General features: G+C 46.0%; 14 protein-coding genes. 4 read left to right on the forward strand and 10 right to left on the reverse strand.

What is annotated here, in order from left to right:
* Positions 1 to 36 precede the first annotated feature (36 nt).
* Complete coding sequence (locus tag KXJ80_RS21505; protein WP_088586223.1) at positions 37 to 363, forward strand: DUF2845 domain-containing protein; 327 nt, start codon at positions 37 to 39, stop codon at positions 361 to 363.
* Positions 364 to 421: 58 nt separating this feature from the next.
* Here the strand turns inward: KXJ80_RS21505 and KXJ80_RS21510 are convergent, their stop codons facing one another.
* From KXJ80_RS21510 to ampD, 9 genes are all read right to left on the reverse strand, one after another.
* On the reverse strand, positions 422 to 2,464 hold the full coding sequence (locus KXJ80_RS21510; RefSeq protein ID WP_088586224.1) for a M13 family metallopeptidase: 2,043 nt from the start codon (positions 2,462 to 2,464) through the stop codon (positions 422 to 424).
* 211 nt (positions 2,465 to 2,675) lie between these two features.
* The gene (locus tag KXJ80_RS21515; RefSeq protein ID WP_069453741.1) at positions 2,676 to 4,895 is read right to left on the reverse strand and encodes a patatin-like phospholipase family protein; all 2,220 of its coding nucleotides are present in this window, start codon (positions 4,893 to 4,895) and stop codon (positions 2,676 to 2,678) included.
* 225 nt (positions 4,896 to 5,120) lie between these two features.
* The gene (locus tag KXJ80_RS21520) at positions 5,121 to 9,593 is read right to left on the reverse strand and encodes an EAL domain-containing protein (RefSeq protein ID WP_218677975.1); all 4,473 of its coding nucleotides are present in this window, start codon (positions 9,591 to 9,593) and stop codon (positions 5,121 to 5,123) included.
* A gap of 167 nt (positions 9,594 to 9,760) precedes the next feature.
* A complete protein-coding gene (gene lpdA / locus KXJ80_RS21525; RefSeq protein ID WP_011715641.1) occupies positions 9,761 to 11,188 on the reverse strand; it encodes a dihydrolipoyl dehydrogenase in 1,428 nt (475 codons plus the stop codon).
* A 149-nt stretch (positions 11,189 to 11,337) separates the two neighbouring features.
* Entirely contained in the window at positions 11,338 to 13,353 is a 2,016-nt protein-coding gene (gene aceF / locus KXJ80_RS21530) for a pyruvate dehydrogenase complex dihydrolipoyllysine-residue acetyltransferase (RefSeq protein WP_144375707.1), read from the reverse strand.
* 12 nt (positions 13,354 to 13,365) lie between these two features.
* A complete protein-coding gene (aceE, locus tag KXJ80_RS21535; protein ID WP_037413614.1) occupies positions 13,366 to 16,032 on the reverse strand; it encodes a pyruvate dehydrogenase (acetyl-transferring), homodimeric type in 2,667 nt (888 codons plus the stop codon).
* A gap of 80 nt (positions 16,033 to 16,112) precedes the next feature.
* Positions 16,113 to 16,865 (reverse strand): pyruvate dehydrogenase complex transcriptional repressor PdhR, encoded by a 753-nt coding sequence (pdhR, locus tag KXJ80_RS21540; RefSeq protein WP_011070781.1) that lies wholly within the window; start codon positions 16,863 to 16,865, stop codon positions 16,113 to 16,115.
* 401 nt (positions 16,866 to 17,266) lie between these two features.
* On the reverse strand, positions 17,267 to 18,118 hold the full coding sequence (ampE, locus tag KXJ80_RS21545; protein WP_218737565.1) for a beta-lactamase regulator AmpE: 852 nt from the start codon (positions 18,116 to 18,118) through the stop codon (positions 17,267 to 17,269).
* A gap of 162 nt (positions 18,119 to 18,280) precedes the next feature.
* Positions 18,281 to 18,820, reverse strand: coding sequence for a 1,6-anhydro-N-acetylmuramyl-L-alanine amidase AmpD (gene ampD, locus KXJ80_RS21550; protein WP_218737566.1), 540 nt, complete (start codon positions 18,818 to 18,820; stop codon positions 18,281 to 18,283).
* 223 nt (positions 18,821 to 19,043) lie between these two features.
* Here ampD and nadC point away from each other — a divergent pair, with 223 nt between their 5' ends.
* Positions 19,044 to 19,925 (forward strand): carboxylating nicotinate-nucleotide diphosphorylase, encoded by an 882-nt coding sequence (nadC, locus tag KXJ80_RS21555; protein ID WP_088586229.1) that lies wholly within the window; start codon positions 19,044 to 19,046, stop codon positions 19,923 to 19,925.
* 513 nt (positions 19,926 to 20,438) lie between these two features.
* Complete coding sequence (locus tag KXJ80_RS21560) at positions 20,439 to 20,852, forward strand: pilin (RefSeq protein WP_302852168.1); 414 nt, start codon at positions 20,439 to 20,441, stop codon at positions 20,850 to 20,852.
* A gap of 47 nt (positions 20,853 to 20,899) precedes the next feature.
* On the opposite strand, the gene KXJ80_RS21565 is transcribed toward KXJ80_RS21560, so the two are convergent.
* Entirely contained in the window at positions 20,900 to 22,327 is a 1,428-nt protein-coding gene (locus KXJ80_RS21565) for an O-antigen ligase family protein (protein WP_218737567.1), read from the reverse strand.
* 316 nt (positions 22,328 to 22,643) lie between these two features.
* On the opposite strand from KXJ80_RS21565, the gene pilB reads away from it, so the two are divergent.
* Positions 22,644 to 24,353: a type IV-A pilus assembly ATPase PilB gene (pilB, locus tag KXJ80_RS21570; RefSeq protein ID WP_218737568.1), complete on the forward strand. Its 1,710-nt coding sequence runs from the start codon at positions 22,644 to 22,646 to the stop codon at positions 24,351 to 24,353.
* The last annotated feature ends 65 nt before the right edge of the window (positions 24,354 to 24,418 follow it).

The following is a 24,418-nucleotide window of genomic DNA, read 5'->3' on the forward strand; positions in this document are numbered from 1 at the left end:
AATTTGAGAAAGGTTAATCACTGCTAGGATACACCGATGAAGTATTATGTGTTGTTAATACTGTGGGCGGCGAGTTTGCCAGCCTTAGCGACAGATTCTATGCGCTGTAAGCAATTCGTCATCAACGTAGGCGATCCCTTAGACGCAGTGTTAGAAAAGTGCGGACCGCCAAACGAAGCCAAAGAATATAGCCAACCCGCCAATTATCGAAACTCCGCGGGTGATATCGTGATTGATCCAAGCAAGTTGCCGATAGAATATGCTGAGTGGACCTATGATTTTGGCCCGACACGATTGATGCGGCGGGTTTATGCAACCGATCAAAAAATCGAAAAAATTGAAACCTTAGGATATGGGCATTAATCCTAACCCAAGTAAAAAGCCAGACAGATGTCTGGCTTTTTCGTTTTCATCCTATGGATTACCAGATTTTTACGCGCTCTTCTGGTTTTAAATACATCTTGTCGGTCTCTTTCAGCTCAAAGGCTTTATAGAAAGCTTCAATATTGCGCGGCGTCCCCATCGCGCGGTAGTGGCTAGGTGAATGTGGATCCGTCAGTAAACGACGACCTAACTCTTCATCACGGTAATTACGACGCCATACCTGTGACCAACCGACGAAGAAACGCTGCTCGCCCGTTAAGCCATCGAGCACGGGAGCAGGTTTACCGTTTAAGCTCATCATATAGGCGCGAGCAGCTACTGTTAACCCACCTAAGTCACCGATGTTTTCGCCTAAGGTTAAATCACCGTTCACAAACTTACCGGGCAACGCTTCATAGCCAGAATACTGCGCCGACAGTTGCTTACCGCGTTTTTGGAACTCTTCACGGTCTTTATCAGACCACCAATCACGCAGGTTGCCGTCGCCATCGTACTTAGCACCTTGGTCGTCGAAACCATGGCTGATTTCGTGGCCAATTACCGCACCGATACCACCGTAGTTAACCGCATCATCGGCTTCCATATTGAAGAATGGCGGTTGCAGAATCGCCGCAGGGAATACGATTTCATTGCCAACAGGGCTGTAATAAGCGTTCACCGTTTGTGGTGTCATATGCCACTCGGTACGATCGATTGGCTTACCTAACTTGTTGATCATGTCTTGATATTCGAAGTTGGCATAACGCATATAGTTACCCACCAGCTCATCAGGCTTGATCTCTAACGCTGTGTAGTCTTTCCACTTGTCTGGATAACCAATCTTGTAGGTAAACTTAGACAGTTTTTCTTGAGCCGCGACTTTCGTTTCAGGCGTCATCCACTCGAGTTCGTTGATGCTGACTTCAAAAGCTTTGATCAAGTTTTTGATCATGGTTTCCATGCGGGCTTTTGCTTCTGGTTTGAAATATTGCTTAACGTACTCCTCACCGACTAACTCACCAATCACTTGGTCGGCGCCATCTACCGCCTTTTTCCAACGTGGTTGTTGTTCTTCAATACCCATTAAGGTTTTGCCTTTAAAGGCAAAGTTAAGGTCAACGAAGTTTTTGCTTAACAGCTCAGCATAGCTATCCACTAAGTGGAACGTTAAGTAATCCTGCCAAGCTGAAACGGGGAAGGCATCAAAATTAGCGCCTAACTTTTCTAAGTATGATGGCTGACGCACGATGACTTCAGTCACTTTATCGCCAAGGCCCGCACTGGTCGCAAAGGCATTGATATCAAACTTGCCAGTGAGTTTTTGCAGCTCGGCACGGCTCAGTTTGTTGTAAGACTTGTTAGCATCGCGAGATTCAACGCGGCTCCACTGGCTCTTAGCGATCATCATCTCGATGTCGGCTACGTTTTTCGCGGCACGTTTTGCATTTTTATAGCCTGCTTCAGTCAGAATATCAGTCACATATTTCGCCATTGCTTGGCGATTAGCGACAAACTTAGCGTCATCTTTTAAGTAGTAATCGCGGTCTGGCAAGGTTAAGCCCGACTGGCTTAAATACACTGCATATTGGGTAGAATTTTTCGCGTCGTTATTAACGTAGAAACCAAAGGGAATACCTGAACCGCTGGTGAGTAATTTCCCCATCACCGCGGGTAATTCACTGTGATTTTTCACTGCAGAGATGTCCGCCAGTAATGGATTTAATGGGGTTACACCTAAGGATTCGAGCAAATCGGTATTCATAAAGCTGGCGTTAAAGTCACCGATTTTTTGATTATTAGAGCCAGGAGCAGCATCTTTTTGCGCTGCGGCGGCATCGATGATTTTTTTCAACGCATCTTGGCTTTGATCGTACAGCACAGAGAATGCACCGTAGTTAGACTTGTCGGCAGGGATAGGCGTATTCGCTAACCATTTACCGTTCACGCTGTAATAAAAATCGTCTTGATGGCGAACTGAGGCATCAAAGTTTTGTAATTCAATGCCAGAAACCGCGGCGACTTCAGTTTTAGGCTCGCTGCTGCAAGCGGCTAAACCTAGGCTCAGGGCAATCCCCAGCGCCAGTGTGCTAATCTTCTTCATTGTTTTCCCCAGCTTCCGTTGAGAGTGTTGTTATTTTTTCCTGCAAAACCTTAGCATTTTGCCTAGTTTGGCTGTAGCAAGATTTTGTAAAAGGTTATGACACTTAGTGATATTTGCGCAAACCAGTATAAACGCGATTTTTAGATTATGCGGGAATAGTGTTCAGCAGGAAAAACGAAGGGCATAACCTTAGTTATGCCCTTCGATCGATTTAGAAGGCTTTACCGACAAATAAATACAAGGATTTATCACCCATATCTGTAATACCAAAGCCCAGTGCTGCCGGCCCCATAGAAGTATCTGTACCTATGTAAAGGCTAGAAGCATAGATAAGGTCTGAGAGGGATACCTCTGAGCGTTCATACCATACATTTCCCGCCTCTAAACTTAGCCCTAAATAGAGTGGGTAATCTCTCATACCTAATAAGGCATCTCGGCCCAGATCATACTGATAGACAAAGGCGCCAAAGAGCTTATGCGCCCCTGTGAGCGAGTCCTTGTGATAACCAGAAAGGTTTAAGAAACCGCCCAAATCGGACAAGTGTAACGTATTAAGTCCGTCATTATTATTTGTCGCAAGCGACGCTTTACCCACAAAGGCATGATTGCCAACGCTGAGCGCGCCTTTCCAATCGGCTTCAACCTGAACACTAAATTCGTTTTTATTGTTATCAACGACATCGTCAAAATCTTCATTACGCACATACACATTTAAGGTGATGCGGTTACCCGAAGTCGGGAAACTAATACTGTCTAAGCTGTCATAACCAACCCTCAAGTAAGCACCGTAGGAGTTAAAATCAAAATCCTTCAGCAACCAGGCATCATTGACGATAACGCCTTTCTCCCCCACTAAACCAAATTCAATAAACCCTTGCAAGACATAGTTATAACCAATTCCTAATTCAATAGTGTGGGTTTTCTTGTCAAAGACAAAAACACGGTTATTGTTATCGTAGAGATCCCAATTATGAACATCGAATTGATATCGGGCTCGACTATAAAACTCTTGATCTCTATCTAGCGGTTGATAAAACTCGGTTGCAAATAGCTTTTCGAATCCAAGCTTAACTTCGTTTCGCCACTCTCCGCCATTAAAGGTTAAGTCTGTCATGGTATAAGCCATATCAAAGCTGATGGCTGAATCAGAGCTAAAATCGTCCTCCCAATTAAAGCCTAGTTGGAAGTAATTTGGTCCCCAAGATTTAGCTCGGGTGGTCACCGTCAGCACTCGACCTTCTTCAGACTCGACAAACTCGGCATCCACGCGCTCAAACTTATTGAGGGAATAGATGCGTTTTAAGGCATCGTTCAATTCATCTTTAGTAATATTCTGACCAGGTTTAAGTTCTAGGGTTTCTTTTAATAAATTAAGGCTAACTTTTGAGTGGTTATCAAACACAATTTCCTTGATAGGATGAGCGATATCCGCCATGACAGTCTTACCCTTGGCCCTTTTACTCTCAACATAGGCGGCATATTGTTCTTCGCTAACGCTCATCTTTTGCAATTTAACTAACTGGCTGGTCGCCGCTTCTTTGCCGAGGGTTAACGCTAAAGGCATGATGGTAAAATCGGTTGTGCTTAGGGCATCGATCGCAGGACGGATCAACACATCATTATCAGTCAATAATTGCTTTTGTTTTTCAGTACTGGCGTTAGTCAAGAAGTTAGATAACTGATCGAGCACCGCAATCGTGCTGTCGAGCTTGTCTTTGGTCACCAGTGGCGAACCGATATCCACGGCAATCACTATATCGGCGCCCATAGCCTTAACTACGTCCACGGGCATGTTGTTGGCAATCCCACCGTCGACTAACAACTTGCCATCAATCTGTGTCGGCTGCAGCGCCCCTGGTACAGTTGCAGATGCCTGCATGGCTTTGACTAAGCTGCCGTGGTCGATGACGACGGGTAAACTGGTTTCTAAATCCGTTGCCACCGCTCGATAGGGAATGGCCAACGCATCAAAATCACCAAATTGCTGCACCAGATCCGTGGACTGGCGTAATAGCTGCGACATGGTTTGCCCGCGCAGCAAGCCACTCGGCGCCCGGACTTCGCCCTCGGTATAACCGATATTAAGCGGAATATTGTAACGATCGCGTAACTGTTTATCGCGGTAACTCAAGACGTTACGCGGAATGGTATCCGAATAACCACTATCCCAATCAACCCCCATCATGATGGTTTCGACTTCACTTGCACTGTATCCCAAGGCATACATACCCGCGACATAAGCGCCGATACTCGTACCTGCAATATAGTCCACAGGAATATGATGTTCTTCTAAAATTTTAAGTACACCAACATGGGCGGCGCCTTTAGCACCTCCACCGCTTAACACTAATCCTATTTTTGGCCGTTCAGCCGCACATAAGGGAGTCAGCAACACACATAAAAAGAGAGAAGCTACTATTCGGCGCATCATAATGAGTACTTTTATAGGATACAAAATTTCGAGTTAATATTAGCAAATTTATCTATTTAACCATCAGTCATATTTTATCTGAACCGATGAGTTGAAAATTTGCCATTAATGATCGCGTTATTTCATTTACGTTTAAACACAAGTGCTGTAAACAGATAATTCAACATAAAACCCCAACTTGAGCCGAGGCTAAAAATGCGCAATTAAGCACACATAAATTGCAGATTAAGATTGCAATGAGTCAAGCGGAGACTGTAACTGAAGATATTTTTCAAAATCACTGACAGACATTGGTTTAGCAAAGTAATAGCCCTGAACAATATAACAGCCACGGCTAAAAAGCTGCTCTAACTGCTCAACGGTTTCGACCCCTTCTGCTACTACGGTTAATTTTAAGTTACGAGCCAATTCAATAATACTACTCACAATAGCCTGATCGGCAGAATTAGAGGCGATATCGATCAAAAATGAACGGTCAATTTTGAGTGTATTCACCTCAAAATTGCGTAAATAAGCTAAAGAGGAATATCCGGTGCCAAAGTCGTCAATCGCGACTTCAATGCCAAGCTCGTCAAGCTGCATTAAGTGGGCTTTAGCCACCTGCAACTCTTTCATTAACACCCCTTCGGTAATTTCTAAGCATAAAGATGAAGCGGGCATACGGGTGGCATCGAGAATTTTCTTCACGCCATCGATAAAGTCTGGTTGACGGAAATGCACAGCTGAAATATTGACCGACAATTTAAATGGCTCAGCGGTTTGCATTGCCCATTTGGCCCCATCCGAACACGCGCGGCGTAAAACCCAGCGATCAATATCAACAACCAAACCACAAGCTTCGGCAACTTTAATAAAAATATCGGGTCGCACAAAACCATCGACGGGATGTCGCCAACGAATGAGTGCTTCCATGCCAATAAATTTATCCCCCTGCAAAATATCAATTTGTGGTTGATAATACAGTTCAAATTCTTGCCGCTCTATCGCTTTACGTAAATCAGCCTCCAAACGTAAATGGTATAACGCTTGGGCATTGCGCTCTGATGAATAATATTTGAAGTTACCACGACCTTCTTCCTTGGCATGATACATGGCCAGATCCGCATTTTTTATGAAGGCTTCTGGCTGCATTGCATCATCGGGCCAAATACTGATCCCAATGCTGGTTGAAATATAAAACTCGCGGCCAAACAACCTAAATGGCGCGACGATTTGTGCCAACAACTGTTCTGCTAAGTGGTTAATATCACTTAACTCTTTAACATTTTTCAACAAAATAACAAATTCATCGCCACCAAAACGGCAGAGTAAATGGTCACTTCCGATACAGGATTGTAATCGATTAGATGCTTCAACTAAGAGTGCATCGCCCATACTGTGGCCATAGGAATCATTGACATGCTTAAATCTATCTAGGTCAAGAAACAGCAATGCTAACTTTTCACCACTTTGCTCAGCCGCTTGAATAGATTGCATCAAACGATTGGCGAATAACGAACGGTTAGGGAGTCCTGTTAATACATCGTAATTTGCCAGACGTCTAAGGTCGGCCTCGGTGCGTTTCCGCTCAGTGATATCTGAAAATACCACTACATAGTGAATGGCATTTTCATTCAGTGACTGCATCACCGATACGTTAAGCCATACGGGATAAACTAGGCCGTTTTGTCCGACTAACTCACGCTCACCCGTCCATGAGCTATCCTGACCAAGTAACTGGGCAACTTCCGTAGATAACCCGTCCTTCATTTGCACAAATTGCGAAAATGATAGGCCGACTAAGCTCTGTTGTTCTGAGCCTATAATGTGCTGTGCGGCATGATTGGCAACACGAATATTTTCATCTACGTCTAAAATAAGTACACCTTCTGATGTATTTTCAAACGCTTGGGCTAAAAGACTGACTTCATCTTCAAGCTGCCGCTGCAAGGTTATATCACTATAAATACCCGCTACCCGCTCAATAACTTGGGTTTGTTTATTACGAGCCACAGGACGCCCGCGCACCCTCAACCAGCCCCAGTTACCATCGCGACGATGATATCGATATTCGGCTTCAAACCGATCAACCTCTCCTGCAAGCATACTATTCCATTGCACCAGTACTTTTTCCCGATCCAAAGGATGTACGGGAAGTGATTCAAGAGTAAGTACAATTTCGTTGGCATGACTTCCCAAGACATAACCGCGGTTATCGAGATAAAAACATTGGCTATCCCTATGCCATTCCCAAAGATCAGAGTCGCTACCACGTAACGATTGCCTGAGACGATCATCACTCTCGGTTAGCGCTTGATTCATCGCCATAAAGGTGCGAACCTGACGCTGTCGATACCACGCTAAACTCAGTGCAATAATCGAAAACACTAATAATAATAAACCTTTAAACCCTTGAGTCAGCCACCAGTGCTGCTCAACATAGAAGGGAAAAGTAAAGGGCTTATCTGACCAGATTCCATTGACTTGGCTTAACACCTCAAGTAGATATTCTCCCGCTGCTAAGCCTGCGAGGTTTACCTGCGACTCACCTTGGAGCAGCACGTAGTTATCTTCCTCCCCTTGATATCTGAGTCGATATTTAAATTGTATTGGCGAATCATCAAGATAATCGAGGTTAGTGATCTGCAGGCTTACCATATTGGCGTCAGGCTTAATCACCATCAACGGTTTGGGTAACAACGAGACTTGGGTATTGTTGTCGTAATAAACCGATACCGACTCCAACATCACATGATCATCGGCAATACGGTTGACCATCTTGTCCACATCAAGGTTCATCACCCCTTCAGGAGTACCAATATACAGACCTGAAACGGCAGAATAGAAATAGGCGCCTTCATTCATTTCATTAGAAATTAGGCCATCAAGTTGGTTAAACATTGAGATTTGCCCTGTCGCTCTATCTTGACGAATTAGCGAATCAGCACAGGCAACGACATTGGCATTGGTTGTTTTTTGGATAAAAAATACTGAACTACAATTTACTTGCCATTGTGAACTTAACGAAACCAGTTTACCGCTGTGGAGATTTAATTCGAATAAGCCCCTTTCATAGGAGCCAAACCACATCACACCGGGAGATATTTCTTCAATATGGCTAATTGAGGGCACAGAGTTTAAGCCACTGAACAATTGTCTTTGATCGTGAAAAAGATTTTGCTCGTCAATATAACCAAATACCTTTCGTCCACCTATCCATAATTTACCGTCAGAGGCTCGATATAAAGTACGAATGGTTGGCCGCTTAAGCTCTGGCGAATTCCCAGTTGCCCCATCAAAGTTAAATGGCTGCGGCTCAAACAGTCCTTGCTCCCAAAAATACAGCCCCGTACCCGTTGCAATCCAAAACCGTCCTTTGAGTTTCGGATCGGCATAAGTGCCATAGATGAGTTTATTTTTAAATGCTTCACCACCATGCGTCCACTGGGCAAAACTGATCCCTTTTAAGGTCAACTTATCCACGACAAACAAACCACTCGTGGTCGAAACTAATAAATAGTGGTCAATAAAGCGACTGATCTCGTAAACACTCTCGTGCGGCTTTAATCCCTCAATATCTACGGTAATTGCTTTTTGAGTGTTTCGCCCGACAAAGCTGACATTTGACGCCCCAAACCATAATCCTTCATCACTCGCAAACACCGACCACACCATAGCGTCAGATAATTGGTGTGGCGGTTCGCCAGTATAAGTATCAAGAATGAAATCCGGTTGCGAGGCCAGTAAGGCTAAACCATCTCCAGAGCCCCCAACCCACATCAAACCTGATTTATCAAACAATATCGCCTTTAATGTTTCCATATTGGCTTGAGTTTTAAGCTCTTGTTGATAATTTTCAATCTGATGGGTATCTGGAGACCACTTTAATAAACCTGCCCGACTCGAAAACCAAATCTCACCATTATGGCCTTCAGCCATAGCAGTGCTCCAATCGGGTAATTCAGGAACAGGGAAAATCTGTAAGTTTTTTGGTTCTAATCGGTAAATCCCTCGACTCGTTGCAATCCAAATACGCTGTTTTGAATCCTCAAGCATATCCAGAATACTGCCCATAGGTTCAGTCCATTGGTAATCAACAACTTTTTCCCCGGCACTGTTAAGGAGTAACAATTGAAATTGACCCGCAACAAGAAACTGACCATCAGGCATGCTCAATAACTTGCGCCAGGGTAGATCGCGATTAACGGGTAACTGACTCACTAAAGTTAAGGTCAAGGTTGAGGGGGATAAGTCGTAAATCTGGCCGTTATCAATCAACAAGCGCCATTCTTGGGCATTTTTACGAGCAGCAGAAATTAACACTCCACCAGGGAAATGAGGGAATAAATTAGGTGACCCCATCTGGGTAAATTGATTTTTTGCGATGTCATAAAGATAGGTTGCGGCATTGGTACTGACTAACAGCATATCGCGATCGATATTGACAACTGTTGTCAAAAACTCATCAGCAAGGCGTAACTCAGAACCCGTTTTATCAATTCGCCTCACTTTAGAATTACTAACCCGATATAAACCTTGCTCGGTTGCAGCCCATATAAAACCATGGTCATCGAGTGTGAGCGCGCGAATACTGGTCGCTTCAAGTCCGTCCCTGTCGGAAAAAACCCGTTGTACAAAACTACCCGCCCAAGCCGAATGAAGACCTGAACAAAAAACCAATATTGATGCCAAAAGGAAGTGGATTATTATTTTTTTCATTTGACGACTTACTTAACACCATAGTTTTACTGTAGCAGTTCAACAGTCTGAATACACCCGCACATTCACATTAACTTTACATTTTTACTTAGGCAATAAAAAAGCGCCCTAAAGGCGCTTTTACGAATATAAGTTTCAACTTATTTCAGGACGAGACAAAGGTTAAATTACTTTTTCTTTGCCTTTGGGTTTGGCAGGTCAGTAATAGAACCTTCGTAGATTTCAGCCGCTAGACCCACTGACTCGTGCAGCGTTGGGTGAGCGTGGATAGTTAATGCTAAATCTTCAGCATCACAACCCATTTCGATTGCTAGGCCGATTTCGCCTAACAGTTCGCCACCGTTCACACCCACGATAGCACCACCGATTACGCGGTGAGTGTCTTTATCGAAAATCAGCTTAGTCATACCTTCGCTGCAATCTGAAGCGATTGCACGGCCAGATGCAGCCCATGGGAAAGTCGCTGTTTCGTAAGCAATACCTTGCTCTTTCGCTTCTTTCTCAGTCAGACCAACCCAGGCCACTTCAGGGTCTGTGTAAGCGATTGATGGGATGACTTTTGGATCGAAGTAGTGCTTCATGCCAGCGATAACTTCGGCCGCTACGTGGCCTTCGTGCACGCCTTTGTGAGCGAGCATTGGTTGACCAACGATGTCACCGATAGCGTAGATGTGCGGTACGTTAGTACGTAATTGTTTGTCTACGTTGATGAAACCACGCTCATCAATCTTAACGCCCGCTTTTTCAGCGTCGATCAGCTTGCCATTTGGTGTACGGCCGATAGCCACTAATACTGCATCGTAACGTACTGGCTCAGTTGGCGCGCTCTTACCTTCCATCGAAACGTAGATACCGTCTTCACGGGCTTCAACCGCAGTCACTTTAGTTTCGAGGATCAGGTTGAATTTCTTCTTGATTTGCTTAGTGAATACGCGAACAACGTCTTTGTCAGCCGCAGGGATCACTTGGTCGAACATTTCAACCACGTCGATTTCACTGCCCAGAGAAGAGTAAACCGTACCCATTTCTAAACCGATAATACCGCCGCCCATTACCAGCAGTTTGCCAGGCACTTCTTTCAGTTCTAATGCGTCAGTCGAATCCCAAATACGTGGGTCTTCATGGGGAATGAATGGCAGTTTGATTGGGCGAGAACCCGCAGCGATGATCGCTTGGTCAAACTTAACAACGGTCACAGTGCCGTCTTCAGCAGTCACTTCTAAGCTGTTAGGGCCTGTAAATTTACCGAAGCCATTAACAACGTTTACTTTACGCATTTTAGACATGCCGCCTAAGCCACCAGTCAACTGGCTGATCACTTTTTGCTTGAAGCTGCGTAACTTGTCTAAATCGATGGTTGGCTCGCCGAACACCACACCGTGTGCAGCAACGGCTTTGGCTTCTTCGATGACTTTAGCAACGTGTAACAGGGCTTTAGATGGGATACAACCCACGTTCAAACACACACCACCTAAAGTGCTAAAACGTTCAACGATAACGGTTTCCAGACCTAAGTCAGCCGCACGGAAGGCAGCAGAATATCCCGCAGGACCTGCACCTAATACCACTACCTGAGTTTTGATTTCGTTACTCATGTTTTCCTCTAATTCTCATTCAATCCGTTGGAGGGGAGTAATCCTGCCAACCGAAAATGCGCCAGCGCGTAAGGTGGGCGCATTTTAACCTGTGTTTGATACTGATCACAATAAACAAAAGGCCACTCAAGATGAGCAGCCTTATTTGTTTACAGAATCAAAGTACGAATATCGGACAGAATTCCTGACAGGGTCACGCTAAAGCGTGCAGCCATTGCACCATCGATCACGCGGTGATCGTAGGATAGCGACAGTGGCAACATCAATTTAGGCTCGAACTCTTTACCATTCCACTTAGGCTTAATTTCAGATTTAGACACACCTAAAATCGCCACGTCTGGGTAGTTAACGATTGGGGTAAATGCAGTACCACCAATGCCACCTAGGCTTGAAATAGTGAAGCAGCTGCCCTGCATATCAGCAGATTTGAGCTTACCATCGCGAGCACGGATAGAAATATCGGCCAGCTCACGAGATAACTCGATAATGCCTTTCTTATCCACGTCACGCACCACTGGCACAACCAAACCGTTTGGCGTATCAACCGCCACACCGATGTGGTAGTACTTCTTCTGGATCAGTGATTCACCGTCGCTGCTTAAGCTTGAGTTGAACACAGGGAACTGTTGTAGCGTTTTCGCCACAGCTTTCATCATAAAGACCAGCGGAGTGATCTTATAATCGGCTTTCTTCTTCGCCGCTGCGTCGTTCTGCTGCTTACGGAACTCTTCCATTTCAGTGATATCAGCTTCATCGAACTGAGTCACGTGGGGAATAGTTACCCAGTTGCGGTGCAGGTTTGGACCAGAGATTTTCTGGATACGGCTTAATGGAATTTCTTCTACTTCACCAAACTTGCTGAAATCCACTTTCGGTGCGGCAATCACTTGCAAACCACCACCGCTACCTGCTGCAACGGAAGTTGCTGCTGTCGCCTTAGGACGAGACAGTTCGTATTTCACATACGCCTGAACGTCTTCCTTCATGATGCGACCTTTACGGCCAGAACCCGTCACTTGAGTAAGATCCACACCAAATTCACGGGCCAAACGGCGAACCGCAGGAGACGCATGAACCGCACCAGTAGACACAGGCGCACCTGCACTTGGGTGATGTGGAACTGGTGGACGGCTAGGGGCGGCTGCAACAGGCGCTGGTGCCACTTCTTGGGCGACTGGTGCAGGTGCGGCGGCTTGAGGTGCAGGAGCTGCACCGGCAGTCACAGTTTCAATCGTCGCAATCACGCTACCTTGCGAAACCTTGTCACCCACTTTAACAGTCAAAGACAGCAGTTTACCGGCGAATGGCGCAGGCACTTCCATGGTCGCTTTATCGGTTTCTAACGTGATCAAACCTTGGTCGGCGGTGATCATATCACCCACAGACACTAGCACTTCGATCACATCGACATTGCTGGCATCACCAATATCTGGCACTTGGATTTCTTTAACGGCAACCACTGGTGCAGCAGCTACTGGAGCAACAGCCGCCGCAGGTGCAGCTTGAGCGACAGGAGCTGACGCTGCTGGCGCGCTTGCTTGTGGAGCCGTGGCAGCAGGAGCTGCGCCACCCACTTCGAGCATGATCACTAATGAGCCTTGGGAAACCTTGTCACCCACAGCCACTTTCACTTCTTTTACCACACCCGCGAATGGCGATGGTACGTCCATGGTCGCTTTGTCGGTTTCAAGCGTGATAAGGCCAGCGTCAACCTCAATCTTATCGCCAGCGGCGACTAAGACTTCAATAACAGACACATCGGTGTCACCACCGATATCCGGCACAGTGACTTCAACCACTTGGGTTGCGCCCGTCGCTGTCGCGGCAGCCACAGGGGCTGGAGCCGCTTGTACTGGAGCAGGTGCTGCTGGAGCTGGCGCAGAAGCGGCAGCTTGAGCAACTGGCGCAGCAGCTTGAGCGGATGCGCCCGCTGCTTGCATCATCGCAATTAAGGTACCTTCGCTGACTTTGTCACCGACGGCCACTTTCAATTCGGCTAACACACCCGCGAAAGGCGCAGGAATGTCCATGGTCGCCTTGTCGCTTTCAACGGTCAGAATCGACTCTTCCGCTGCTAAGGTATCGCCCACAGAAGCACAGATTTCGATAACTTGTACTTCATCGCCGCCGATATCAGGAACAAAAACTTCTTTTAATTCAGCCATTTTTATTGCCTCTTACGCGTACTGTGGATTGATCTTGTCAGCGTCGATGCCGTATTCCTTGATGGCATTCGCTAACACATCAACAGGCAGCTCTTTACGATCAACCAGTGACTTCAGTGCCGCGATAACGATGAACTTAGCGTCCACTTCGAAGTGGTGACGCAGGTTGTCACGGCTGTCTGAACGACCGAAACCGTCAGTACCTAACACTTTGTAATCGGTTGGCATAAATGCACGTAACTGCTCGCCGTAGATCTTCATGTAGTCAGTTGCTGCGATTGCAGGCGCATCACTGGAGATCACTTGGCTGATATACGCTTGTTTTGGCGTTTGCGTTGGGTGCAGCATGTTCCAACGTTCTGCCGCTTGACCATCGCGAGTCAGTTCGTTGAAGCTGGTCACGCTAAATACGTCGGCAGTGATACCAAAGTCTTTCGCCAGCGCTTGCGCCGCTTTACGGGTTTGCTCAAGAATGGTGCCACAGCTCAGTAACTGCACTTTGCCTTTACCAGAACCACTAACCGTTTCCAGCTTGTAGATACCTTTAACGATACCTTCCTCGGCACCTTCTGGCATTTCAGGCTGAATATAGTTTTCGTTCATTGTGGTCAGGTAGTAGAAGATATCTTCTTGTTTTTCGCCGTACATACGACGGATACCATCTTGAACGATAACGGCAATTTCATAACCATAAGTTGGATCGTAGGTAATACAGTTAGGAATAGTGTTAGCCAGTACGTGACTGTGACCATCCTGATGCTGTAAACCTTCACCGTTCAGTGTTGTACGGCCTGAAGTACCACCGACTAAGAAGCCACGTGCACGCATATCACCCGCAGCCCATGCCATGTCGCCAATACGTTGGAAACCGAACATTGAGTAGTAGATGTAGAATGGGATCATCGGTGTATCGTTGACTGAGTAGCTGGTCGCAGCCGCTACCCAAGATGACATTGCACCCAGTTCGTTAATACCTTCCTGCAGCACCTGACCGGTTTTATCTTCACGATAGTAAGCCACTTGGTCAGAGTCTTGCGGTACGTATTTTTGGCCTTCGTGAGCATAAATACCCACTTGGCGGAACAGACCTTCCATACCGAAAGTACGCGCTTCGTCAGGGATAATTGGCACAATGTTTTTGCCAATTTTCTTGTCTTTTAACAGCGCAGTCAGTACGCGAACAAACGCCATGGTCGATGAAATTTCACGGCCATTTGAGCCTGCTAAGATCGAATCGAAAATCTTCAGTGATGGCACTTCCAACTCTTCGCTGAACTTCTCACGACGTTGTGGCACGCTACCATGCAGCGCGGCACGACGGCTCATCATGTACTTCACTTCTTCCGAATCTGGACCTGGGTGGTAGAACGGCAGATCTTCTAATTGATCGTCAGGGATCGGGATATTGAAACGATCGCGGAAGTAACGGATAGACTCGATACCCATTTTCTTCACGTTGTGGGCGATGTTCTTACCTTCACCCGCATCACCGAGGCCGTAACCTTTAACGGTTTTCGCTAGGATCACCGTTGGGCGACCTTTAGTCTTACGCGCATGGTCTAATGCCGCGTACACTTTAACTGGGTCATGACCACCACGGTTTAAGCGCCAAATGTCATCATCTGACATGTTCGCTACCATTTCGGCGGTTTCTGGGTATTTGCCGAAGAAGTGTTCGCGAGTATAAGCGCCACCTTTGGCTTTACAGTTTTGGTATTCACCGTCAACGGTTTCTTCCATTAACTGCAATAACTTACCGCTGGTATCACGGGCCAATAATGGATCCCAGTAACGACCCCAAATCACTTTCACGACTTCCCAGCCAGCGCCGCGGAATTCACCTTCCAGTTCTTGGATGATCTTACCGTTACCGCGTACTGGGCCGTCCAGACGTTGCAGGTTACAGTTGATGATAAAGACTAAGTTATCTAATTCTTCACGGGCAGCTAAACCAATCGCACCTAAGGCTTCTGGCTCGTCACACTCACCGTCACCTAAGAAGCAGTAAACGGTTTGCTCAGAACAATCTTTCAGACCACGGTCAGTCAGATATTTCAGGAAGCGGGCCTGATAAATCGCTTGGATAGGACCTAAGCCCATAGAAACTGTTGGGAATTGCCAGTAGTCAGGCATCAACTTAGGGTGCGGATAAGAAGACAGGCCTTTGCCATCCACTTCTTGACGGAAGTTCGCCAGTTGATCTTCCGTTAAACGACCTTCCAAGAATGAACGCGCATAGATACCTGGGGCAATATGACCTTGGAAATACACTAAGTCGCCGCCGTCTTTCTCGTTTGGCGCACGGAAGAAGTGGTTGAAGCACACGTCATAAATGGTTGCGCTCGACGCGAAACTCGAAATATGGCCGCCTAACTCTAAATCTTTCTTAGAACCACGTAGCACCATAGCTAAGGCGTTCCAACGGATGATGGCGCGAATGCGACGTTCCATCTCTTGGTTGCCAGGCATGTGCGGCTCTTGACCCGCTGGAATGGTATTCAAATAGGCCGTGGTCGCAGTGTAAGGCAAGTGTGTGCCATTGCGACGGGCTTTATCGATCAGTTTCTCTAATAAGAAATGGGCGCGTTCAGGGCCTTCCTGTTCTAATACAGCTTGCAGGGCATCAACCCATTCCTGAGTCTCTAACGGATCTAAGTCTTGTAGCATATCTTCAGACATGACACTGTCCTTCTCTATATACATGATAATGAATGGTGTTTGCGGCATATTCCGCTTTAGCGAGTGCTAAAGTCGGGAACTTAAGCGCCACTCTTTAAACGGCGCAAACTTCGCTGCAACCGGCTATCTTCTTCCCGCACAGATAACATCACCTCTTCGATGTAACTTAAATGTTCATTCGAGGCTTCTCTAGCGGCTTCAGGATCACGACGAACGATAGCAGCGAGCAGAGCACGTCTGTGATCGTTAGCCATAGTGGAAGCTTCTTCGCGGCGGCTTAAAAGCTCCAGGTTTTGCGCCACATTCTTATGCAGCACAGGGGTTAAACTGAGTACGAGATGCAACATAGCCACATTGTGTGACGCTTCAGCAACGGCGCGATAGAAGCGCACAATGGCAGCAGCTTGTTGTTCGATATTGGTGGCGGCTTCCACCTCAAGGATCATCCGCTTGATATTTTGCATATCGGCGTCTGTGCCACGCAGGGCGGCAAAATAGGCCATCATGCCTTCGGTCGCATGACGAAACTCCAGCAAGTCGTATTGGCTTTCTGGATCGGCTGTCATTAATTCAACGATAGGATCGGCAAGACTCTGCCAGAGTTGCTCTTTGACATAAGTACCGCCGCCTTGACGGCGCATTAATAGCCCTTTCGCCTCAAGTTTTTGAATCGCTTCACGCAATGAGGGACGAGATACTTCGAACTGGATGGCCAGTTCACGCTCCGGTGGTAATTTCTGGCCCGGCTGTAAACTGCCTTCGAGGATCATTTGCTCGAGTTGCGCCATGATCACATCAGAAATTTTTGGCTGATTAATTTTACTATAGGCCATTTGGCGCTCAGCTCCGTTGTAAATTGGTCTTACCAATTTTTATGAGTGAGCGCACTTTATCAAATCACACTTTTGATGTCCAGATTGAAAATCAACCTTAAAAGGTGATCTCACTCAAAACCGCTCACGATGAGAGAGCATAGCCTAAAAAACTCATCATGGGGTCAGACCATTAAACCACAGCAAGAGCAAGTGCTAGCGGCTAGGTTCTGGAGCACTGCAAAAAGTACCGCTGCTAGAAAAAGCAGAACGGGCTGCGTCCTTATAGATTCTAGATTTTAGGCTCTAGGTGCTAGGTGCTAGATTCTAGAGCCACGAAGTGGCGTCCTAGAGCAGCGCTTTTTGCTGCGTCCAAGCAGCGAAGCGTCCTAGATTTTAGAAGCCGCGCTGCGTCCTTCTTATTAACTCACCAACCCAAAAATAGTCAGCAGTGATAACACAGCAACCATCAGCGTAAAGTTGCGTTTGCTTAATACTAACAATGCTAAGGTCGACTGCACACAAACAGGCGCGCTAGACATCTCGGGCAAAGGCTGGGCAGCGAGTGCCGTTTCAGTGACCACTTGCCTAGCACTGGCATTGATATTTAACGCATTATTGCGCCACGCCGCGAGCCCTTCACTAAACTGACCACTGAGCGCATAGCCAAAGGAAAACACTCGGCTTGGGAGCCAATCAAACGCAAACATAATATCTTCAATCAGCGGTAAATTAAGTGACTTACGTATATTTTCCTCCGCATAAAATCGCGCAGTGCAATATAACACTGCCCCCACAGGTCCAAGAAAAATAAGGCATAATGCCACTGCACCGTAGTAACGATAGTTAATCCAAGCAACGCTCTGCCCGACCTTGGCACCTAAATCTTTTTCCGAAACCGCCTCCAAACACTCACTGCAATCTAATTCAGCGGCATAGTGATAACAGGCCTGCACATCGGAGCGACACGCCGCCTGCATATATTTTTTAAAGGTATCGCGCTGTTTTTGATGATTAAAACAAATAATCGCCACCAGCACCCATAGCGCGAGACTTGATACTCCCCAAAACATACCCGACGCAATCCAACCCAACAGATAAACCACACCCGCGGGCAATATCAAAGCCAGCAACATATTAGTATTATTAAGCGATGCTTTATCGCCAAAAAAGCTGGATTGGTAAGATTGCAGTACACGATCACACTGCCAAGAGGCGGGAAGAAACTTTAGTCGCTCCACAAGAATGGCGACCAGTAATGAAAATAATGCCATCGATAGTACTCCTTGTAAAAAAGCAGGACTGACTAGAAAAAGCAGAGCGGGCTTCGCCCATCTAGGTTCTAGAACCACGAAGTGGCGTCCTAGAGCAGTGCTTTTTGCTGCGTCCTAGCAGCGAAGCGTCCTAGATTCTAGAAGCAGCATCCTTGTTTGCCTTCAACGCAGCGCCGTTAAATACTTTTCCCAGTCAAAGCTTGGGCCAGGGTCAGTTTTACGCATTGGCGCAATATCACAATGCCCAACAATCCGCTCGACACTCAAGCTAGGGTATTGTGCAAACAAGGCTTGAGTCAATTCAACAAGTTGTTGATATTGTGCGGCAGTATAGGGCTTAGTATCCGTCCCTTCGAGCTCAATGCCAATGGAAAAATCATTACAATTTTCCCTTTCACCATAACGGGACACGCCAGCGTGCCAAGCTCTATCTTCACAACTCACATACTGCACACATTCACCATCGCGGCGAATTAAAAAATGTGCTGATACCTTAAGCCCCGCTAAATCGGCGAAAGTTTCATCGGCACTGGTATCTAAACAGCCTTGAAATAATTGATCGATGTAAGGTAAACCAAAACATCCCGCGGGCAGGCTGATATTGTGGATCACCAACAGACTAATCTCCCCAAAGGGGCGTTGATTAAAATGTGGCGATTCGCAGCGCCGCGCCGCGCGATACCAACCAAACTCAAAACTCATGTTTACTCCTTAAAAACGGAACGTCGCTACGCGACTGCTAGTAAAGCAGAGCGGGCTTCGCCCTTCTAGGCGCTAGATTTTAGATTCTAGAAGGAGCAAAGCGACGCTCTAGCACCTAGCGGCGCAGCCATGATAATCTTAAGCCCAAATGCAAGCAGGCAGACGATTGACCCATGTTAACCCATGCCCACTCGCCCGACGTATAAAAGCAAGGACTCCGATCATGCTAGAAAACGATATTCGCCACGCCGTAAAAACCGCGCTCAATGAAGATCTTGGCGGCACTGAAATCAACGAGCATACCAAAACCATTGCCTACGGTGACATTACTGCCGAACTGATTCCGGCAGATAAATATGCCGAAGCGACCTTAATTACCCGCGAAGAAGGAGTTTTTTGTGGCAAAGCCTGGGCAGAACAAGTCTTTAATCAATTAGGTGGCGAAGTCGCGCTGCATTGGCATGTCGATGATGGCGATCTTGTGTTACCCAATCAAGTCTTGTGTGAATTATCCGGCCCCGCTCGCGCCTTATTGACTGGCGAACGCACCGCGATGAACTTTATCCAAACCTTATCCGGTGTCGCCACCCTCACCAAGCACTATGTAGACAAACTTGCAGGCACCCACACACAGCTGCTCGATACCCGTAAAACCATTCCAGGACTGCGCACCGCCCAAAAATATGCTGTCACCTGCGGCGGCGGTAAAAACCACCGTATCGGTCTATTTGATGCCTTTTTAATTAAAGAAAACCACATTATGGCCTGTGGTGGCATACGCCAAGCCGTAGATGCAGCGCGCAGTTTACACCCCAATAAACCCGTTGAAGTCGAAGTCGAGTCCTTAGCCGAACTGGCATTAGCACTGGATTCTGGCGCAGATATTATCATGTTAGATAACTTCGATATCACTATGATGGTCGAAGCGGTTGAACTGAATGCCAAAAGCCAAGCTAAAGGCAAAGGTGCAAAACTTGAAGTCTCAGGCAATGTCACCTTAGACACCTTGGCAGAATTTGCCAAAACGGGGGTGGATTATATTTCCGTTGGCGCCCTCACCAAGCATGTTCGCGCCTTAGATCTATCAATGCGACTGAAAGGTTAAAAAGAAGGTTCTAGGTTATAGGCTCTAGGGACTAGTTCCTAGGGCCTAGCTCGTAGCTCCTACATTCTAGATTCTAGAACGAGCTTGCGAGCGCCCTAGCAGTTGCGCAGCAACGTCCTAGATCCTAGCTTCCTGCCCTTTACAGCATAAACCCACTAAATAGCCTAACAAAACACAGGTATAATGCGCGCCGATGTTTTGACGTTGTTTTAAATGCGTCAACTTAACTAACATTGTCAAACGTTTGTTAGAACGCAATACGTTTTAGCGTCAAGTTTTTAGACAAAATAATCATTTAATTAATACTTTATGCGTAAAAGTTGTTTCATTTTACTTAACTTTGTACTAACTTTTACCTAGGCGAGATGGCCGTTTCGGCCTTCCTTATCAAAATTAGCTCAAAGTGAATTGTCGCTAGCCAAAAAACCAGCAATTCATGTCAAGCAATCAAGATAAGCAGCCGAAACGAACACAATCGATAAACAACAATTTGCATTATATTTGGAGCAAAAAATGAAAGGTATCAAGATGAACAAGCAAGCTCAGGGTTTTACCTTGATCGAATTAATGATTGTAGTAGCCATTATCGGTATTTTGGCCGCTGTGGCGTTACCAGCATATAAAGACTATGTCACGTCAGCCCAAGGCGGAGCTGCAATGAAAGGCATTAGTGCCTTTGCCCAAAAAATTCAAACCTGTAATACAACGGGAGTTGGCTGTACTGGTATACAAGCTGAAGTAGCAAAAAACAAAAAAATGACCGCTTTATCAGCAGAACCAGCTCAAGGTGCTACTGTTAGTTTGGTTTGGACAGAACCAAAATGTACTCTTACTGCCGCGTTTGATGGTAATGGTGGTGTAACATATACAATGACTAGCAGTAGTGATCTTTCTCTATGCCAAAAAGGCGCTGGTATCGGCAGCTAATATCACAAATCTTTCTAAAGCCCCTTTTCGGGGCTTTTTTATTTTTATCAATTAATTATCCCGGTTAACCATAATCTTGGATACATTTGCTGATTTAGCGCGGTATCACCTAGGCTTGCGATTAATAGTGCACCACAGGTTATCACGGCTGCCATTAATACCACTTTCCAAGGTAATGCTATCACTCGCAGTTGATAGTGGCGGCAATTAAGTGCCAATAATGCCACCAATAATGCTTGGGATAATGGCATTACAATTACCCCATCAAACATGGCATATATCCATATTGCACACAGGGCAAATACCAACACAATATCGGTTGTGTCCGTATCTATACCTATATGTGAGCCTGTGTCGAGGCTACATTGTGAGTTTTTAGCTAAATGCTCACTCGGTTTTTCCCCTAATAAGGTAAGCCGCTTTAATATTGACCATAATATTATCAGCGACCAACTCGCCAGCAAGATAAACGCAACCACACCAAACTCATATAAAAACTGCATGAGGGCATTATGTGAGTGAGCATTAGGTAAAGGTCTTGCTTCTGCCCATGCAAAACTCATTGGCCCGTAACCTAAGCCAATACGTTCAGGGATCGCCTGCAAAATATAAATCCACATATCAATGCGGCCAGAGCTATTGGTTCTTAATTGCCAAATTGGGCTATCAAAAATAAACAGTGGAATAATAATAATCAGCGCTAGCCATAAAAGCGTGCCAAAAACTACAGCCTTCAGCATTGGGCGAATAAATGCTTGACCTAAGTTGGCGGGCAAAAAGCGATACACCACAACAGCCGCTAAAACTATTGCCAACAATGCGCCGCGAGCCTCTGATTGCAGCAGGATTAACCACTGCACACTAAAAGCCAACATAGCTGTCCGTTTATATTTTTTAAGTGGTTCGATATAAAAAGACAAACACAACAACGGTAGCAGCATAACTTGCAATTGATTGAAAAACCTTACATTCATAAAGCCTGCCACTAAAGAATGCACATCTGGCCGATTAGCATCGAGCGCATGAAAAAACAGCAGCAAAAAAAACTTAACCGCAATACAAATCGAGAAAAATAACGCAAATCCAAAAAAATATTGCAGCGTCAGATTTCTGCCAATGTCAGTTATGAGTACACCTAAGATATAAAACAAACAGAGCAGCAAAAAAAAGTTGGCTAATTCAAGTAATGACCAAAATGGATGCTGGCTAAAAATGGTTGATATAAAACCAAGTATAAATAGGCTTACCACCACCCAAAGTGTAAAAGGCGAGGGGGCGATCATCGGAATACTCGATCGCAACAAAAGGCCAACCGCTGAACACACGATAAATATAATTACTAGGATTCGCTTAAGATCGTAAGCGTTATCCACCCCCAGATATCCTGTGATATAACCTGATAATACCGAGCCAAGTAAAAATAGCGCGAAGAAAGTGAGCAGGATAATCCGGCTAAAAATCGGAGTTGATTGCAATATCTGTTTCCTTAATTGAGCATTCCATCACGTATTTATCCCCCGACATTGGCGTTAAAGTGCATCACCAAATCACCGATTATTTACGCGTTCTAGTCAAGTAAATCGAAGTGACTTTATTATAAGGCATTGTTATTTATCGACCATTAACCCACAGTACAGTTTATGGTAAAATATAGCCGCTTTTGAAAGCTGAACATAAATTCGCATCCTTATGATGATACTCATTTTTTTGTGATTATTTGAGCTTTTTTATATATGACAAATAACCATTTTGCCGCTATGATGGAAAAACTAATGGAGATAGGAGTTTTTCATGCCATCCGCTGGCCTTCACCTGGGATTATCCACCCTTTTCATCCGTAAAGGTCTGCTTAATGAAGAGCAGATGGCGAGTGCCATCACCAAATCCCGCCAAAATAAACAAACCTTAGTCACCACCTTAGTGCAGACTAAGCTCGTGTCGGCCCGCAGTATTGCAGAGCTTTGCTATGAGGAATATGGCACCCCGCTCCTGGATTTAGCCGAATTTGATGTTAACGCCATCCCTGAAGAGTTTCTTAATAAAAAACTGATTGAAAAACACCGCTGCTTGCCGCTTTTTAAACGTGGTAATCGCCTGTATATCGCCACCTCCGACCCAACCAATATTGCCGCCCTTGAGGAATTCCAATTTAGTGCTGGCCTACATGCCGAAGCGATTTTGGTGGAAGAAGATAAGCTCGCTAAGGCCCTTGAAAAGGTACTAGAAGAAGATATTACCGGCCTTGATTTAAGCGGCATGGATGAAGCAGCGCTTGCTGGTATCGAAATTACCGATACCGATAAACGCAATGAAGACAATGCAGGTGAATCCAGTGACGATGCCCCTATCGTCATTTATATCAATAAGATATTAACCGATGCTATTCGTAAGGGCGCTTCAGACTTACATTTTGAGCCCTATGAAAAACGCTATCGTATCCGTTTTCGTATCGATGGTATTTTGCATGAAGTCTCCGAGCCGCCAATCAGCCTAGCCGGACGACTCTCAGCGCGCTTAAAGGTAATGTCAAAGCTGGATATTGCCGAGCGTCGCGTCCCCCAGGATGGCCGGATTAAAATGAAGCTATCCCGCACTAAGTCTATCGACTTTCGGGTAAGTACCCTGCCGACTCTGTGGGGCGAAAAAATTGTAATGCGGATATTGGATTCTTCTTCCGCACAGCTCGGTATCGAAAAACTCGGTTACGAACCCGATCAAGAAAAGCTCTACCTTGAGATGCTAGCCAAACCCCAAGGCATGATATTAGTGACAGGCCCAACGGGTTCGGGTAAAACCGTTTCGCTCTATACAGGCTTAAATATCCTCAATACCGCCGAGCGTAATATTTCCACCGCCGAAGACCCGGTGGAAATTAACCTTGAGGGGGTAAACCAAGTCCATATTAATTTAAAAGCAGGTTTAACCTTCGCCTCAGCACTACGTTCGTTTTTGCGCCAAGACCCCGATGTGGTGATGGTCGGGGAAATCCGTGACCTTGAAACCGCCGAAATTGCCATTAAAGCCGCACAAACAGGCCACTTGGTTCTATCAACCCTGCATACTAACTCGGCGGCAGAAACACTCACCCGTTTAATTAATATGGGCGTCCCCGGCTATAATATCGCCAGTTCAGTCAATTTAATTATTGCTCAGCGACTTGCACGGCGACTTTGCCCAGAATGCAAACAACCCGAACAGATACCTGAACATGAGCTACAACGTTTAGGCTTTAGTGATGCACAAATCGCCCAAGGGTTTATCACCTATAAACCCGTGGGTTGTGAGCATTGTTCTGGTGGCTATAAAGGACGGGTAGGTATTTACGAAGTGATGAAGATGTCAGATGAAATTGCCCGTACTATTATGGAAGGGGGCAATTCATTGCAAATTGCTGCTCAAGCCAAGGCCCAAGGGATGCGCGACCTGCGGCAATCAGGGCTACTAAAAGTGCTTCAAGGTGTAACCAGTATTGCCGAAGTGAATCGGGTAACCAGTTTTTAATAGCGGGACGGACTGCGCCCTTCTAGGAGCTAAGCTCTAGATGCTAGAGCGAGCATGTGAGCGTT

This window comes from Shewanella xiamenensis, from assembly GCF_024971755.1.
In the GTDB taxonomy this organism is placed as follows: Bacteria; Pseudomonadota; Gammaproteobacteria; order Enterobacterales; family Shewanellaceae; genus Shewanella; species Shewanella xiamenensis.